Here is a 13,317-nt window from a genome sequence, read left to right as displayed (position 1 = left end):
CGGTCAAGAAGTCAATGGTCTAGACCGATCTTTCGTCAGTCCCGGCCGCACCGGGCGCAGTCCGGACGGCGCCGGATCGTCCGTTCGCTGAACGAGACCGGGCCGTAGTTGAGTTCGACCCACCGGTCGCTCAATGCTGTGCCCATTCCGATGACGAAGCGGATGGCCTCCCAGGCCATGAGGTTCCCGATCACCCCCGACTGCGCGCCGAGGACTCCGCCGTACCGGTTCTTGCGAAGGAACGGCTCGGTGCGATCGCGACCGTGGTCTGCGGCGACGGTCGCCAGCAGGCAGTGCCAACAGGCCGTCACGCCCGGGACGACCAGCAGGCCCAGGATCCCTACGTGGTAGGAGTAACTGCCCCCGATGATGTGCGGGGTGTCCGGCCAGCATGCCTCGGTCGTGATCTCGGCCATGACGGTCACACTGGGCTGGTCGGCGCAGCCGATCACCAGGTCCGACCTCTTCACCAGGTCGGCGATGTCGGATGCCTGCTCGATCCGGCGCCGCTCGGACAGCAGGCGGCCCTGCGGATTGACTCCGGCCAGGCGTCCCGCCAGGACGTCCGCTTTGCTCTTCCCCAGGTCCTCTTGCGAGTACATCAACTGACGGTTGAGGTTGCTCTCCTCGATGACGTCGTCGTCGCAGAGAATGAGCGTGCCCACGCCCGCCGCGGCCAGCGACGAGGCCACGACGCTCCCCAGCCCGCCGACCCCGCAGACGAGTACGGTCGCTGCTGCGAGCCTTTCCTGCGCGGCCAATCCCTCGTCGTAGTCGACCAGTTCCGCATCGCAGAACTCCTGGAAGAGCCTTATCTGACGGTCGTAGCGGGCAATCTGAGCATCTGCCAGTTCGTGACTTCGCCTCTCCCCGCCGGGGACTGCCGTCTTGCTCAGCAGTCGCTCCTCGCGGAGCGTGAGCAGCGCGCCGCAGACCTCCCCGGCCAGTTCCACCGATTCGCCGCACAGGGATTCAACCAGCTTCGCCACCGTGTGTTCGCCGTCGAGCAGCGGAATCATGCGGAGCACGCTCCGGGTGGCCGCGAACCGTTTGACACGACGGTCGGATGTGGAGATGAACAGGAGTTCCGACCCCTCCCGCTCGACCACCAGGCCGGCCCGGAGCCGTGGCCGCCACTGGAGCAGATCCGCCTCATCCACTGCGAGCACCCCTGTCCCCGTCCCCGTTCTGCCGCATCCCCGGTCGGGGCCGGATCCCTTCTCAGCTGTTGGAGTCCCCACTGCACGCTGCAGCGCCGGTGACCAGCGCCTCATCGCTGATCTTGACGAGCGGTGCCTTGGCCACCCCGGTCGGGCAGAACACGCGGGGCGAGGCCGTTGCGGCGGAGGCCGAGGTCGCTCCTGCCGACAGGATGGCCGCCGCCGCTGCCAACGCGCCTGCGGCCTTGACCGAACGTTCCATGTGCATTCTCCCTCTGTCGTCAACCGCCAGGACCGTGCTCGCCCGGCGGATGCTTCGCCCACACATTTGACCTGACCTTGTCAATCATCGTCACCGTCGACACAATGTCAACTCCCCCACTAAAAAGGAAACTGACGAATCCTCACCCGGAGGGCGGCCCTCGGTATGCGGGAAATGTTCGAGCAGAGCCAGGGGATGAAGTTGGACATTCCCACGTACTTTGCTGAATTCGACGAGGCATTCTGGCGCATCGGCAGTGCGGGGTTCTGGAAACTCGAATGCCGTCAGGTCTACCAGGAAACCGGATCCGCGAGCTGGGAGGCCTTCTGCCGGGGGGACTGGACCGCCGCCCTCCGTCTGCTCGATGAGCAGCAGCCGGAGTTGGAGGCGTACTTCGACCGGATCTCCGCGAGCGGCTTCCGTCATCACCGGGTCCGGATCGTCGAGGAGCCGGTGACGCCGTACCTGCAGTGGGAAATGCACCTGCTCCAGGCCAAGGACCGGTACGGCGAAGGCGTGTCCGTGCTCACCACCGACCGACTCGCAGCCCTCGGTGTCACGCTGCCGCTGCCCGATGTGGTCGTGTTAGGAAGGGAGGTGGCGTACCAGGTCCACTACACGGACCAGGGGCAGCTCCTCGGCGCCACCCGTCACACCGCCCGCGCGGCCGTGGACGGCGCCCGCGCCTTCATCCAGCGGTTGCACGGCAGTGGCGAGCCCTTGGCGTCCTACTTCCCCCGAGCGATCGCCGGCCTCCGCCCCCCGAACCAGCCGCAGCCGGGTGCCTGAGCTCGCGTTTGCCGTCATACGGGTGCGCCATCGGGGTGCGCCCCGCGCTCAGCCCAGGATGATCGGGTTGCTGAGGGCCGCCATCCGGCCGTCGGCGTACCGGACCTCGACGCGGACGAACGCCGACTCCTCCTCGCTGGTCCGCCACTCGACGGTGCCCGCACCGGACTCGGCCAGCGACGCCTGGTGCGCTCGTCCCTTCTCGGTGTGGAAGCTGACGGCGCCGGAGGGCACCCCCTGGACCTCCGCACGCACCACGGCCGGCTCGTCGCCGGTGTCCAACCGGTCGCCGATGCCGGCGCTCCGACCGCCGGCCGATGCCGTGAACGAGAGCTCGACCGCGACCGAGGCGGCGATCCAGCTCCGGCCCGCGCCGATGCCGGCCAGGACGGCTCCGCTGCTCAGTTCGTCCGCCAGGACGACGGTGTGCGGAATGCCGATCTGGCCCTCCAGATGGGTGTCGCTGTTGCCCACCGCCGGCCGCCACCGCCCCTGGTGGATGTCGGCGGCCAGGCTGCGGCCCCACTCGGCCAGGGCCGCCTCGTTGTCCGCCTGCCAGGGGACGTCCGACGTCCACGGCCCGTTCCACACCTCGACCGCGTCGAAGCCCTGGAACGGGTACATGAACGTGCCCGAGTCGTAGGGCGCGTGCGGGTGGGCCGCCACGCACAGTCCGCCGACGCGGTGCACCTCGTCCAGGTGCCGGTCGACCGCGTCGTCCCGGACTCCGTACCGCCAGTCGACCACGAGCCCCGGTGGGAGTCCCAGGGCGAGCCAGTGGCCGGTCCGGGTGGTGACCTCCTCCCCCAGGATCACCAGCGGGTCGGAGCCGGCGTGCTTCCCCCAGACAGCGTGCGCGTCGGCAGTGTTGTGCTCGGTGGTCGCGAGGAAGTCGAGACCCGCCGCCCGGGCTCCGGCGATCAGTTGATCCGGCGTCAGTTCACCGTCGGAGTGCACCGAGTGCACATGGCAGTCGCCCCGGTACCAGCTGCGGGCCGACGTCCCCACGGGGGCGAACTCGCCCAGCGGGTCGGTCACCGCCTGGCGCCAGCGGTCGCGATGGCCGGCGGCCTGCAGCCGGAAGTAGACCGTCTCGCGGCGCTCGTCCTCGGCCGCGCCGAAGTGGCCGCCGATGTTGTGGGCCAGCAGGTAGTGCGCGAGCAGCAGGCTGCCTGCCGGGGCCGTCACCTGGACCGGACGGCCGAGTTCGACCGGCGGGTAGGGGACGGCGCTGGCCAGCGCGTCGGCGCCGTGTTCGCGGAGCCAGGCCCCGGTACGGAGATGGGTGCCGGGCCACACCCACAGGTTCCCGCGGTCCTGGTCCCGCTGGTCGGTGAGCAGCACCCCGGCCAGGACGGTGAAAGTGCCGGGGCGGCCGTCGGGTTCGGTGGGGGTCAGCCCGTCGATGTGCGGGCCGCCGGGGCTGTGCGGATGGGGCGGCAGGGTGAGCGCGATCTGACCGAACGCGGGCCGCTTCGGCGTGAGCCCGGGCCGCAGCAACTCCCGGACCAGGCCGGGGACCCGGCTGGCGGCGTAGAGCTCGTGCAGCGGATGACCCGTCGACGGGAACCGCGGCCACAGGAAGTACGGGCCGCTGTGTCCTTCCGAAGGGGGCTCCTCGCTGACGGCGGTGCGGACCACGGCGCGCCAGCGCGCCAGTTCCGGCTCTGACAGGACGCCGGGGATGACGGTGAAGCCGTCCTCGGCGAACGCCGCCGCCGCGGATTCCATGAGCGTCGTCATGCCCCCGAGTACAGCGACGGACCGCGGCATCGCGCAACTGCATTTGAGTGCCGCCGATTCGAACGACTCGAACGACGGGTCGGCGTGCTGCTGCGGACCATCCCCCGGGATGATCGGTATCGTCCGCAGTACCTGGTCAGCCTGAGAACACCTGAGCGCACCCCAACGGAGGAGCCCCATGACCGATCGCCGGCACGGAACGGCGGGTCTGGCGCTGATGATCGGCGCCCTCGGGGTGGTCTTCGGCGACATCGGGACCAGTCCGATCTACACCCTGCAGACCGTTTTCGATCCCAACGACCCGCACCCCGTGCCGGTCTCCGCCGACAACGTCTTCGGGGTGGTCTCGCTGGTGTTCTGGTCGGTGGTGATCATCGTTCTGGTCACCTACGTCCTGCTGGCGATGCGAGCCGACAACGACGGCGAGGGCGGGATCATGGCGCTGATCACGCTGCTGCGACGGTCCGCGTCCTCCCGGGGGCGGCGGACCACCGCCGTCCTCGCGGCGCTGGGCATCTTCGGCGCGTCGCTCTTCTTCGGCGACAGCATGATCACTCCGGCGATCTCGGTGCTGTCCGCGATGGAGGGGCTCAAGGTCGTCCAACCGTCACTGGAGGACGTCGTCGTGCCCGGCACCGCGGCCATCATCGTGGTGCTCTTCCTGGTGCAGCGGCGCGGCTCGGGTGCTGTGGGCCGGATGTTCGGGCCGGTGATGATCGCCTGGTTCACCGTCATCGGCGCCTGCGGCGTGAGCGGGATCGTCGACCACCCGCAGATCCTGCGGGCGCTGTGGCCCAGCTACGCCCTGGGTTTCCTGGTCGGCCACTTCGGCACCGCGTTCTTCGCCCTGGCCGCGGTCGTGCTCGCGGTCACCGGGGCCGAGGCGCTCTACGCCGACATGGGCCACTTCGGCCGCAGGTCCATCACCCGCGCCTGGCTCTTCCTGGTCTTCCCCGCCTGCGTGCTGAGCTACCTCGGCCAGGGCGCCCTGATCCTCGCCGACCCGCACAACATCAGCAGTCCGTTCTTCCTGCTCGCCCCGGGCTGGGGCCGGCTGCCGCTGGTGATCCTCGCCACCGCGGCCACGGTGATCGCCTCCCAGGCGGTGATCACCGGCGCCTACTCGGTCGCCTCCCAGGCCGCCCAGCTCGGCTACCTCCCCAGGCTCCGCATCGACCACACCTCCGAGTCCACCGTGGGCCAGATCTACGTGCCCTGGATCAACTGGCTGCTGATGGTCTCCGTGCTCACCCTGGTCTTCGCCTTCCGCAGCTCCGCCGCGCTGGCCTTCGCCTTCGGCATGGCCGTCACCGGCACCATCACCATCACCACCCTGCTGTTCTTCTACATCGCCCGCTCCCGCTGGCACACCCCGGTCTGGCTGATCGCCGTCGGCGCGACCCTGCTGCTCACGGTAGACCTGCTGTTCGTGGCGGCCAACGTGACCAAGCTGGTGCACGGCGCATGGCTGCCGCTGCTCATCGGATTCACCGCGTTCACCGTCATGACCACCTGGCAGCGCGGACGGCAGATCGTCACCGCGGAGCGGGAGCAGCACGAGGGCCCGCTGCGGCAGTTCGTCGACCAGCTGCACTTCCGGGAGATCCCCGCGGCCCGGGTGCCGGGCACCGCGGTGTTCCTGAACCGGGGCACCCGGACCACGCCGCTGGCCATGCGGGCCAACGTCGAGCACAACCACGTGCGCCACGAGCAGGTGGTGATCCTCTCCATCGAGACCGAGACCGTGCCCCGCGTCCCGGACGAACAGCGGGTCACCGTGGACAACCTCGGCTACGTCGAGGACGGCATCATCCATGTGACCGCCCGCTTCGGCTACATGGAGACCCCGGACGTGCCCGCGGCGCTGGCCCTGCTCGACCCCGCCGACACCGAAGGACGGCTGCAACTCGACGAGGCGTCCTACTTCCTGTCGAAGATCGAGCTCCAGCGCGGAAAGGCCCCCACCATGGCCCCGTGGCGCAAGCGCCTGTTCATCGCCACCTCCCACATCACCGCCGACGCCGCCGAGTACTTCGGCCTCCCCCGCGACCGCACCGTCATCATGGGCTCCCAGATCGAGGTGTGACCGGAAGCGAGAGAACCCGGACCGAGCGGCAGCGCGGGCGCAACGAACATGTTCGCTATGATCTGGGTGTGACTCCTCGAACCCCTGCCCCCCGCAGTCGCCGTGAGCGACCGGCCAAGCCCGCCCTGACCTACGAGGGCATCGTCGCCACCGCGGTGGCCCTGATGCGGACCGAGGGGCTTCAGCGCGTCACCATGCGGCGGCTGGCCCAGGAGCTCGACACCGGCCCCGCCTCGCTGTACGTGTATGTGGCCAACACCGCCGAACTGCACGCGGCGATCCTGGAGGAGCTGCTGGGTGCGGTGGAGCTGGGCGCGGTGGGGGCGGACGGCGACTGGCGCGAGCGGCTCGCCACAGTCCTGGGCTCCTACACCGCGGTCCTGTTCGAACACCCCAGCCTCGCCCATTCCGCCCTGGTCACGCGTCCCTCGGGCCCGAACTACCTGGCCCTGGTCGAGGCGATCCTGGCGCTCCTGCACGAGGGGCAGGTTCCCGACGGGCAGGCGGCCTGGGGCGTGGACGTGCTGCTGCAGGTGGCCACCGCCACCGCGGCCGAGCAGTCGGCCCGCCGCCAGGACGACTCCGCCCGCGACCAGGACGACGCGCTGGTGACCGCGCTGCGCGAAGCCACCGCACCGACCTATCCGCGCATCGCGGCGCTGGGCACGGACCTGGTCTCCGGCACCCCCGAGCAGCGCATCGCCTGGATCTTCCGCGCGGTCATCAACGGCGCGAAGGAGACGCCGCGGTAGCCACGCCGGGCCTCCGTGCCGGTCAGCGTCCTTCGACGCGCGCCATGGCGAACTTGTTCCTAACGAACACGTTCGTTACCCTTAAGGTGCCCCAGCCACCGAAAGGAGTCCGCCATGTCATCCACCACCGCGCCCGCGTGCAAGCCCCCTACCGCCAAGCAGGACACCCCGAAGGAGACCGCCCCCACCGCCTCCTGAGGGCCCGACAGCTTGACGCATACCGATAAGGGAATATGATGGTGCCATGGCACGAGCAGCGACGACGTCGGACGTCTTCAACGCGATCGCCGAGCCGCAGCGCCGGGAGATCCTGCTACTGCTGCGGGCCGGCGAGCGACCGGTGACCGAGCTGGCCCGGGAGCTGGGGATGACCCAGCCCGGGGCCTCCAAACACCTGCGGGTGCTGCGTGAGGTCGGGCTGGTGCGGGACCGCAGGGCGGGCAAGCAGCGCCTGTACGGCCTCGACGCCCGCGGGCTGCGACCGGTGCACGAGTGGACCGGCGGGTTCGAGCAGTTCTGGAACGAGAGCTTCGACCGGCTGGACGCGTACCTGCAGGGCCTCGATCGGACAGGACAGGAGGAGTAGCCGATGAGCGCGACGGAACCAGGAGCGCCGGCGCGATCCGGGACCACGGACGACCGCGAGATCGTGATCTCCCGGGTCATCAGCGCCCCGCAGGACTTGGTGTTCGAGGCGTTCACCGAGGTGCGGCACCTGTCGCGGTGGTGGGGGCCGGAGGGGTTCAGCACCACCACGCGGGCGTTCGAGTTCCGCGTCGGCGGGGTGTGGGACTTCGTGATGCACGGACCGGACGGGACGGACTACCAGGAGTGGATCTCCTGGACCGAGATCACCCCGTCGGAACGGATCGCGCTGCGGCACGGTGAGTTCCGCGACGACCCGAACGCCTTCGAGTCGGTCCTCACCTTCGCGCCCGAGGGCGCGGCGACCGCGGCGACCCGGATCGAGATGCGCACCCTGTTCCCCACCCGGGAGCTGCGCGACGAGGCGGTCGAGAAGTACCACGCGGTCGAGGGCGGCCGACAGACCCTGGACAACCTGGCTGCCTACGTCACCGAGATCGCACACAAGGGAGTTGAGGACTGATGGCCAGCAAGGTGTTCTTCAGCGTGTCGATGTCGCTGGACGGGTTCGTCGCGCCCGAGCAGCGCGAGGACGACCCGGATCTGCAGCGCTGGACGGCGCAGTGGATGGAACTGCAGCAGTGGCTCTTCGCGCTGCGGTTCTTCCGGGAGAACCTCAAGTTCGCTGAGGGCGGCGAGGAGGGGCGCGCCAACGACATCGCCCGGGAGACCTTCGAGCGCACCGGCGCGAGCGTGATGGGCAAGCGCATGTTCGACCTCGGCGAGGAGTCGTGGCCGCCGGAGGCGCCGTTCCACACGCCGGTCTTCGTGGTCACGCACGAGAAGCGCGACCCCTGGGAGCGGCCGGGCGGAACCACCTTCCACTTCGTCAACGACGGCATCGAGACCGCGCTCGACCTGGCCCGCGAGGCCGCCGGCGACCGGGACGTCCGCATCGCGGGCGGCGGCGCGACGATCCTGGAGTACCTCAACGCCGGCCTGGTCGACGAGTTCTCGATCGCGCTCGCCCCCGTGCTGTTCGGCGCCGGAGTCCGCCTGTTCGAGGGCGTGGACGCGGATCGCGTGGCCCTGGAGCGGCTCAGCGCGGAACCGACGCAGCGGGTGACCCACCTGACCTACGCAGTACGGAAGCGGTAACCGCCACCACCTCGGCACACCGGCCCGACCACGACGAGATGTGGCCCCCAGTCACGACCGGGGGCCACATCTCGTCAATGCTCAAGAAATTGTTTCTCTGTGGTGCACCGATGAAACGCCCTGGCCAGCGGCATGTGGGTACCGTTGGTGATCATTTCCCGCGCTGTTCAAGATCGTTTCCCGCGACGCAGGTCAGGCGAGTGCATGGGCGGTGCGCGCCCGCAGCCTCCCAGGTGCATCCAGGCGCGCCCCCGTACGGGGGACATCGAGTCCATCCTGGGGGCGCCATGTCCCCGCCGAGGTCCAGTGCACTAGGTTGGATGTCAGTGAAACTGTCCCTCGGGAGCGCCATGGACGAGAAGGAGTTCAATGCCGGCATCGGTGCCCGCGTTCGTGCTGCCCGATTGCAGGCGAAGATGACTCAGGAACAACTTGCCCGGCGGGCGGGTCTGACCCGCGGGTCGGTCACCAACATCGAGTCCGGCGCACAAGCCCCCCCGCCGTACCGGCTCGCACTACTCGCGGAGGCGGTCTCCGTTCAGCCTGCGGATCTCCTTCCCTCGCTCGCTCAGGCGAGCCCCACAAGCGGACTGCCTGCGGAGTGGGCGAATGCGGTGAGGTCCGTCATGTCCGCTGCCGACGAGCAATCGTCCAGCCCGCTCGACGACCTTCCAGATCGCTGGGTCGACGCAGTCGCCTCGGTCATGACCGCCGCCGAGGAAAACGGGACTTCTCATGGCAAGAGCTGATATCGAAGCGCAGAACCTTTTGCGACGTTTCTCGGTGGACGAGCCAGCCGTTGATCCAGAGCGTCTCGCCAAGGGGGTCGGGGCCATGGTCGTCTATCAGACGATGCAGAACGACGTGTCGGGCATGCTGGTACGCCGCGGTGACGAGCAGAAGGTCATCGGCGTGAACGGGGACCACCCGCGGGTTCGCCAGCGCTTCACGATCGCCCATGAGCTTGGCCATCTCATGCTCCACCGAGGTCGTCCGCTGATCCTCGACACCCAGGTGCGGGTGAACCGGCGCGACTCCGTTTCGAGCACGGCGACCGACCGCGAGGAGATCGAGGCCAATCGCTTCGCCGCAGCGCTCCTGGCCCCGGAGCAGATGGTGCGCAGGGAGATCCGCGACTTGCAGGTCACTACCTCGGACGAGTTGGTCGAGAAGCTCGCCAAGCGATTCGTGATGAGCCATGCCGCAATGGGCCACCGGCTGATGAATCTGGGCATCATCTCCGACCCCCACTAGCAAACCCTTCGCCGTCGGGACGGACTGCCCTGGCGGCCCGCTTTGTATATATCTACGACAGCCAAACTGTCCCTCATGTTGCTTGCGATACACGCATCCAACGTGCTGTCCTGGATGCAGGTGATCAGAAACCACTGGCCCCACGCGCCACAGCTCCGCGCGCCGGCCAGATCCCTGCCAAGCCCCGAAAGGCGGCCATCCATGGTTGAGCCCCAGACCCACCACTCCACGAAGATCTTCATCAACGGCGTTGCTACGCGGTCGCAGGCGGACGCTGTCACACCGGCTGAACTGCGGCGGCTGGCCCAGCCGCCGATCCCGCAGGACGAGAAGATGTGGCTAGACATCCCCGACGCCCCGGACGAGCCGCTCCGCGAGGAGGAGGTCGTCCACCTCGTGCCGGACATGCGGTTCTTCTCGCAGCCTCAGCAGATCTGCATCGTCATCGACCGCGTCCGCTACGAGGTCACCCACCGCCGGATGACCGGCTCCCAGCTGCGGGCCGTTCCGACCCCGCCGGTACCCGCCGACCGGGACCTGTGGCTCGACCGCCCCGATGAGCAGGACAAGAAGATCGCCGACGACGAGGTCGTCCGCCTTTACGACGGCATCCGCTTCTTCACCGCGCCGGGCCGCATCAACCCCGGCGCCCGCTGAAGGACCGGGAGCCGACCGATGAGCGCTTCGATGGACCTTCCCGCTGAAGACCACGACTTCCTGCGCAGCACTGACTACACCTACGAGGTCTTCGAGGAGGGGAACATGCTCTGCGTCCTACTCAGCAACGTCACCCTGCCCCCGGGCCTGAACCGCGAGCAGGCCGACATCCTGCTTCGCCTGGCCCCCCTGTACCCGGACGCCCCTCCCGACATGTGGTGGGTCTCGCCGTCCCTGACCACCGCGTCGGGCGGCGAGATCCCTGCCACTCAGACCCAGGAGACCCACCGGAACCAGGTATGGCAGCGGTGGTCGCGACACCTGCCTGCCGGCAGCTGGTCGGTCGGCATCGACAACCTGGAGAGCTACCTCGCCGTGATCCGCGCGGACATGTGCGCCGCCGCGGGGGCGTTCCTGTGAAGTCGACCCTGGCTCTGCCGCAGCATCTCTTCGACCAGCTGGATGCGCTCATGGCGGAGTCCGACGAGACGGGCGCGGTTCTCCTCGCCCGTCCCGCTCGACTCGCCGACAACACTCTTCGCCTCATCGGCGTCGAGCTCATCCCCGTGCCCGAGTACGCGTACCTGTCGCGGTCGCCACGGGCGATGTCCGTCAGCTCCGACGCCTACATGACCGCCCTGAGCCGCGCCGAGACCCAGCAGAGCGTGGCGATCTGGGTACACACCCACCCATCGCCCGGCAGCCTGCCCCTTCCGAGCCTGCTCGATGAAGAAGTGGACCGACAGCTCACCGAGACCTTCACGGTTCGCACTGGCAGCAGCATCTACGCCTCGCTCGTCCTCGCGCGCACCGACAATCGGCTGAGCTTCACCGGCCGCCTGCGCGGCAGCGAGGAGGGCGACATTGACAGGATCTTCGTGGCCGGACCGCGCTTCACCCTGCTGGTTGCTCAGGACCAGCCCACCCCTGCGCTGCCGGAATTCCACGATCGCCATGTTCGGGCTTTCGGACCTGACGCTGCCCGGCTGCTGGGGCAGTTGCGGATCGCCGTCGTCGGTGTCGGCGGCACGGGTTCTGCCGTCGCCGAGCAACTGGTACGGATCGGTGTCCGGCAGCTGACGCTCATCGACCCGGACACGCTCTCCAGCAGCAACGTCACCCGGGTCTACGGGTCGCACCCCACCGACGTCGGACGCCGCAAGGTCGACGTCACCGCCGACCACCTGCGACTGATCGCTCCCGACGCGTCCATCCGCGTGGTTCCCGGGTCCGTCAGCCAGCAGGACATCGCGCGCACCGTCGTCGGGGCCGATGTGGTCTTCGGCTGTACGGACGACGACGCTGGGCGGATGCGGCTGTCCCGGTTCTCCTACGGCTACTTGACCCCGCTCATCGACTGCGGTGTTCTGATCGACTCGACCGCCGACTACCGCATCCGCGACATCATCGGCCGCGTCACCGTGCTGTACCCCGGCACGGCCTGCCTGCTGTGCCGCGGACGAGTCAGTCCACAACGCGCTGCCGCTCAGGAACGACCCAGGGATGAACAACGACGCCTAGAAGGCGAGGGGTACGCCCCGGCCCTGAACGGTGTCGAACCCGCCGTGGTCGCCTTCACCACCCTGACCGCCTCCGCGGCGGTGAACGAACTCCTCGACCGCTTGATCGGCTACGGTCCACAGCCGCTTCCGTCCGAGACTCTCCTGCTCATCCACGACCGCAGGACCTCGACCAACAGCCAGGACGCCAGCCCGAACCACTACTGCGGCAAAGCCGCCCCCAGCGGCTTCGGCGACGATCCCCACCGATACTGGGGGCTGTCATGGCCAACCTCCTGAACCGCTGGCTCCCCTCACGGCGGTGGCGCGTGACCGCGACCGCCCGCAGCGTCAACGACGTCCCTGAGCGGTTGAGGCGTCGCACCGCCGTTCTCGTCGGTGCGGCGGACCGACCCAAATGGCTGGTCTTTGACTGCCCCTGCCGGGTCAGGCACCGGGTTGTACTCAACCTCGTGCCGGCCAACTACCCAGCCTGGACGGTGCATTCCCACCGCCCGCTCACCGTGATACCGAGCATCGACGAGCACGGTCCCGATCGTCGGTGCCACTACGTGATCAGCGCCGGCCGGATTCGTTGGGTGCCCTCCCCTCGCCAAGGCGCAGGAACCCGGTGACGCCCGGCCCAGACGGCGGCTCGCGTGTGGATGACACCGCGGACCAACGGCCCCCTTCCCTCAGGGGCCCTTGCGGCACTCCGGTCCGCGGGGACAGCGGTCCCGCCGCCGGTCCCGGCTAGCGTAGTACCCGCGGGGCATCAGGCCGAAGCGGTCCTCCAGCGGGCGTTGCACGTCCTTGGCGATGGCCGGAACGGGGGCCGTGCTGCCCGTCGATGACGGCTGGGCCGTCGTCTGGGACCACGGAGCCGGCGGCCTCGACCGCTGTGAGGCGCCCTGTGTCCACGGCGGGGGCCGCTCCCGTGGCCGTACTGCTCACCATGTGTGCCGCAGGCCGAGCCCAACAGCTGGCCGACATTCAGGGGGTGCCCGCATGAGATGGGGCAGAGCCAGGCGGGCGCGCGGCCCCCGCACCGCCACGGAGGAGAAACTCCACACGTGTCAATATTCCTGCACGTGTGGAGTTTGATGCACCCTCAGTCAGGTGCGGACCAGGTGACGGACCGTCGGCCGTGCGCGGCGATCTGCTCCGGCGCGACCGCCCGGCAGCCCGGTCCTTGATCTCGGTCATCAGCCCCGGGGCCCCTCCCACTTGTAGGGAGGGAGTGTCCGGGACCGAGACAGTCCCGCACCTCACGACGGTTGCGTCCTGGGGAGTGGTGTACGGGTTTCCACCTGATCCGGGGGTTTGTCACCGGATCGGTTGGGAGCGCGCATAGTTGAACGGCCATCGGCTG

15 protein-coding genes are annotated in these 13,317 nt (G+C 69.0%); 12 read left to right on the top strand and 3 right to left on the bottom strand.

The genetic code is table 11. The features are described 5' to 3' along the window. Nucleotides 1-35: 35 nt before the first annotated feature. Both IF29_RS0125450 and IF29_RS46270 read right to left on the bottom strand, forming a co-directional pair. Nucleotides 36-1,109: a HesA/MoeB/ThiF family protein gene (locus IF29_RS0125450; RefSeq protein ID WP_198037554.1), complete on the bottom strand. Its 1,074-nt coding sequence runs from the start codon at nucleotides 1,107-1,109 to the stop codon at nucleotides 36-38. Nucleotides 1,110-1,221: 112 nt separating this feature from the next. Further along, nucleotides 1,222-1,422 (bottom strand): hypothetical protein, encoded by a 201-nt coding sequence (locus IF29_RS46270; protein WP_030259303.1) that lies wholly within the window; start codon nucleotides 1,420-1,422, stop codon nucleotides 1,222-1,224. 201 nt (nucleotides 1,423-1,623) lie between these two features. Between IF29_RS46270 and IF29_RS0125440 the strand changes: the two genes are divergently transcribed. Beyond that, on the top strand, nucleotides 1,624-2,211 hold the full coding sequence (locus IF29_RS0125440; RefSeq protein ID WP_157623924.1) for a DUF6879 family protein: 588 nt from the start codon (nucleotides 1,624-1,626) through the stop codon (nucleotides 2,209-2,211). Nucleotides 2,212-2,259: 48 nt separating this feature from the next. Here the strand turns inward: IF29_RS0125440 and IF29_RS46265 are convergent, their stop codons facing one another. Further along, a complete protein-coding gene (locus IF29_RS46265; protein ID WP_198037553.1) occupies nucleotides 2,260-3,954 on the bottom strand; it encodes a CehA/McbA family metallohydrolase in 1,695 nt (564 codons plus the stop codon). Between the two features lie 178 nt (nucleotides 3,955-4,132). Between IF29_RS46265 and IF29_RS0125430 the strand changes: the two genes are divergently transcribed. From IF29_RS0125430 to IF29_RS49070, 11 genes are all read left to right on the top strand, one after another. Then, nucleotides 4,133-6,040 carry a potassium transporter Kup gene (locus tag IF29_RS0125430; RefSeq protein WP_030259296.1) on the top strand — a complete coding sequence of 636 codons (1,908 nt, stop codon included), beginning with the start codon at nucleotides 4,133-4,135 and terminating at the stop codon, nucleotides 6,038-6,040. 68 nt (nucleotides 6,041-6,108) lie between these two features. Beyond that, nucleotides 6,109-6,792 carry a TetR/AcrR family transcriptional regulator gene (locus tag IF29_RS0125425; protein ID WP_030259294.1) on the top strand — a complete coding sequence of 228 codons (684 nt, stop codon included), beginning with the start codon at nucleotides 6,109-6,111 and terminating at the stop codon, nucleotides 6,790-6,792. A 244-nt stretch (nucleotides 6,793-7,036) separates the two neighbouring features. Beyond that, a complete protein-coding gene (locus tag IF29_RS0125415; RefSeq protein ID WP_030259292.1) occupies nucleotides 7,037-7,378 on the top strand; it encodes an ArsR/SmtB family transcription factor in 342 nt (113 codons plus the stop codon). Nucleotides 7,379-7,381: 3 nt separating this feature from the next. Next, a complete protein-coding gene (locus IF29_RS0125410) occupies nucleotides 7,382-7,900 on the top strand; it encodes an SRPBCC family protein (protein WP_030259290.1) in 519 nt (172 codons plus the stop codon). Beyond that, on the top strand, nucleotides 7,900-8,535 hold the full coding sequence (locus IF29_RS0125405; protein ID WP_030259289.1) for a dihydrofolate reductase family protein: 636 nt from the start codon (nucleotides 7,900-7,902) through the stop codon (nucleotides 8,533-8,535). Before IF29_RS0125410 ends, IF29_RS0125405 begins: the two co-directional genes overlap by 1 nt. Before the next feature lie 350 nt (nucleotides 8,536-8,885). Continuing rightward, nucleotides 8,886-9,284 (top strand): helix-turn-helix domain-containing protein, encoded by a 399-nt coding sequence (locus tag IF29_RS46970; protein WP_198037552.1) that lies wholly within the window; start codon nucleotides 8,886-8,888, stop codon nucleotides 9,282-9,284. After that, entirely contained in the window at nucleotides 9,271-9,789 is a 519-nt protein-coding gene (locus IF29_RS0125395; protein ID WP_030259286.1) for an ImmA/IrrE family metallo-endopeptidase, read from the top strand. Before IF29_RS46970 ends, IF29_RS0125395 begins: the two co-directional genes overlap by 14 nt. Nucleotides 9,790-9,990: 201 nt before the next feature. Continuing rightward, a complete protein-coding gene (locus IF29_RS0125390; protein ID WP_030259284.1) occupies nucleotides 9,991-10,446 on the top strand; it encodes a multiubiquitin domain-containing protein in 456 nt (151 codons plus the stop codon). 18 nt (nucleotides 10,447-10,464) lie between these two features. Next, the gene (locus tag IF29_RS43840; RefSeq protein ID WP_051725975.1) at nucleotides 10,465-10,866 is read left to right on the top strand and encodes an E2/UBC family protein; all 402 of its coding nucleotides are present in this window, start codon (nucleotides 10,465-10,467) and stop codon (nucleotides 10,864-10,866) included. Continuing rightward, on the top strand, nucleotides 10,863-12,245 hold the full coding sequence (locus IF29_RS43835) for a HesA/MoeB/ThiF family protein (protein WP_051725973.1): 1,383 nt from the start codon (nucleotides 10,863-10,865) through the stop codon (nucleotides 12,243-12,245). The genes IF29_RS43840 and IF29_RS43835 overlap by 4 nt, the downstream gene beginning before the upstream one ends. Further along, nucleotides 12,230-12,580 (top strand): ubiquitination-like system serine protease family protein, encoded by a 351-nt coding sequence (locus IF29_RS49070; RefSeq protein ID WP_380523942.1) that lies wholly within the window; start codon nucleotides 12,230-12,232, stop codon nucleotides 12,578-12,580. The genes IF29_RS43835 and IF29_RS49070 overlap by 16 nt, the downstream gene beginning before the upstream one ends. The last annotated feature ends 737 nt before the right edge of the window (nucleotides 12,581-13,317 follow it).

Origin of the sequence: Streptacidiphilus jeojiense (genome assembly GCF_000719095.1) — a bacterium.
GTDB classification, from domain to species: domain Bacteria; phylum Actinomycetota; class Actinomycetes; order Streptomycetales; family Streptomycetaceae; genus Streptacidiphilus; species Streptacidiphilus jeojiensis.
Note: the sequence above shows the minus strand (reverse complement) of the source record. Positions and strands in the feature narration are given on the sequence as shown.

What these genes read in the sequence shown, in the direction of transcription:
- IF29_RS46270 (WP_030259303.1), bottom strand. Translation starts at nt 1,422, where the DNA reads ATGGAACGTTCGGTCAAGGCCGCAGGCGCGTTGGCAGCGGCGGCGGCC.
- IF29_RS46265 (WP_198037553.1), bottom strand. Translation starts at nt 3,954, where the DNA reads ATGACGACGCTCATGGAATCCGCGGCGGCGGCGTTCGCCGAGGACGGC.
- IF29_RS0125430 (WP_030259296.1), top strand. Translation starts at nt 4,133, where the DNA reads ATGACCGATCGCCGGCACGGAACGGCGGGTCTGGCGCTGATGATCGGC.
- IF29_RS0125415 (WP_030259292.1), top strand. Translation starts at nt 7,037, where the DNA reads ATGGCACGAGCAGCGACGACGTCGGACGTCTTCAACGCGATCGCCGAG.
- IF29_RS0125410 (WP_030259290.1), top strand. Translation starts at nt 7,382, where the DNA reads ATGAGCGCGACGGAACCAGGAGCGCCGGCGCGATCCGGGACCACGGAC.
- IF29_RS0125405 (WP_030259289.1), top strand. Translation starts at nt 7,900, where the DNA reads ATGGCCAGCAAGGTGTTCTTCAGCGTGTCGATGTCGCTGGACGGGTTC.
- IF29_RS46970 (WP_198037552.1), top strand. Translation starts at nt 8,886, where the DNA reads ATGGACGAGAAGGAGTTCAATGCCGGCATCGGTGCCCGCGTTCGTGCT.
- IF29_RS0125395 (WP_030259286.1), top strand. Translation starts at nt 9,271, where the DNA reads ATGGCAAGAGCTGATATCGAAGCGCAGAACCTTTTGCGACGTTTCTCG.
- IF29_RS0125390 (WP_030259284.1), top strand. Translation starts at nt 9,991, where the DNA reads ATGGTTGAGCCCCAGACCCACCACTCCACGAAGATCTTCATCAACGGC.
- IF29_RS43840 (WP_051725975.1), top strand. Translation starts at nt 10,465, where the DNA reads ATGAGCGCTTCGATGGACCTTCCCGCTGAAGACCACGACTTCCTGCGC.
- IF29_RS49070 (WP_380523942.1), top strand. Translation starts at nt 12,230, where the DNA reads ATGGCCAACCTCCTGAACCGCTGGCTCCCCTCACGGCGGTGGCGCGTG.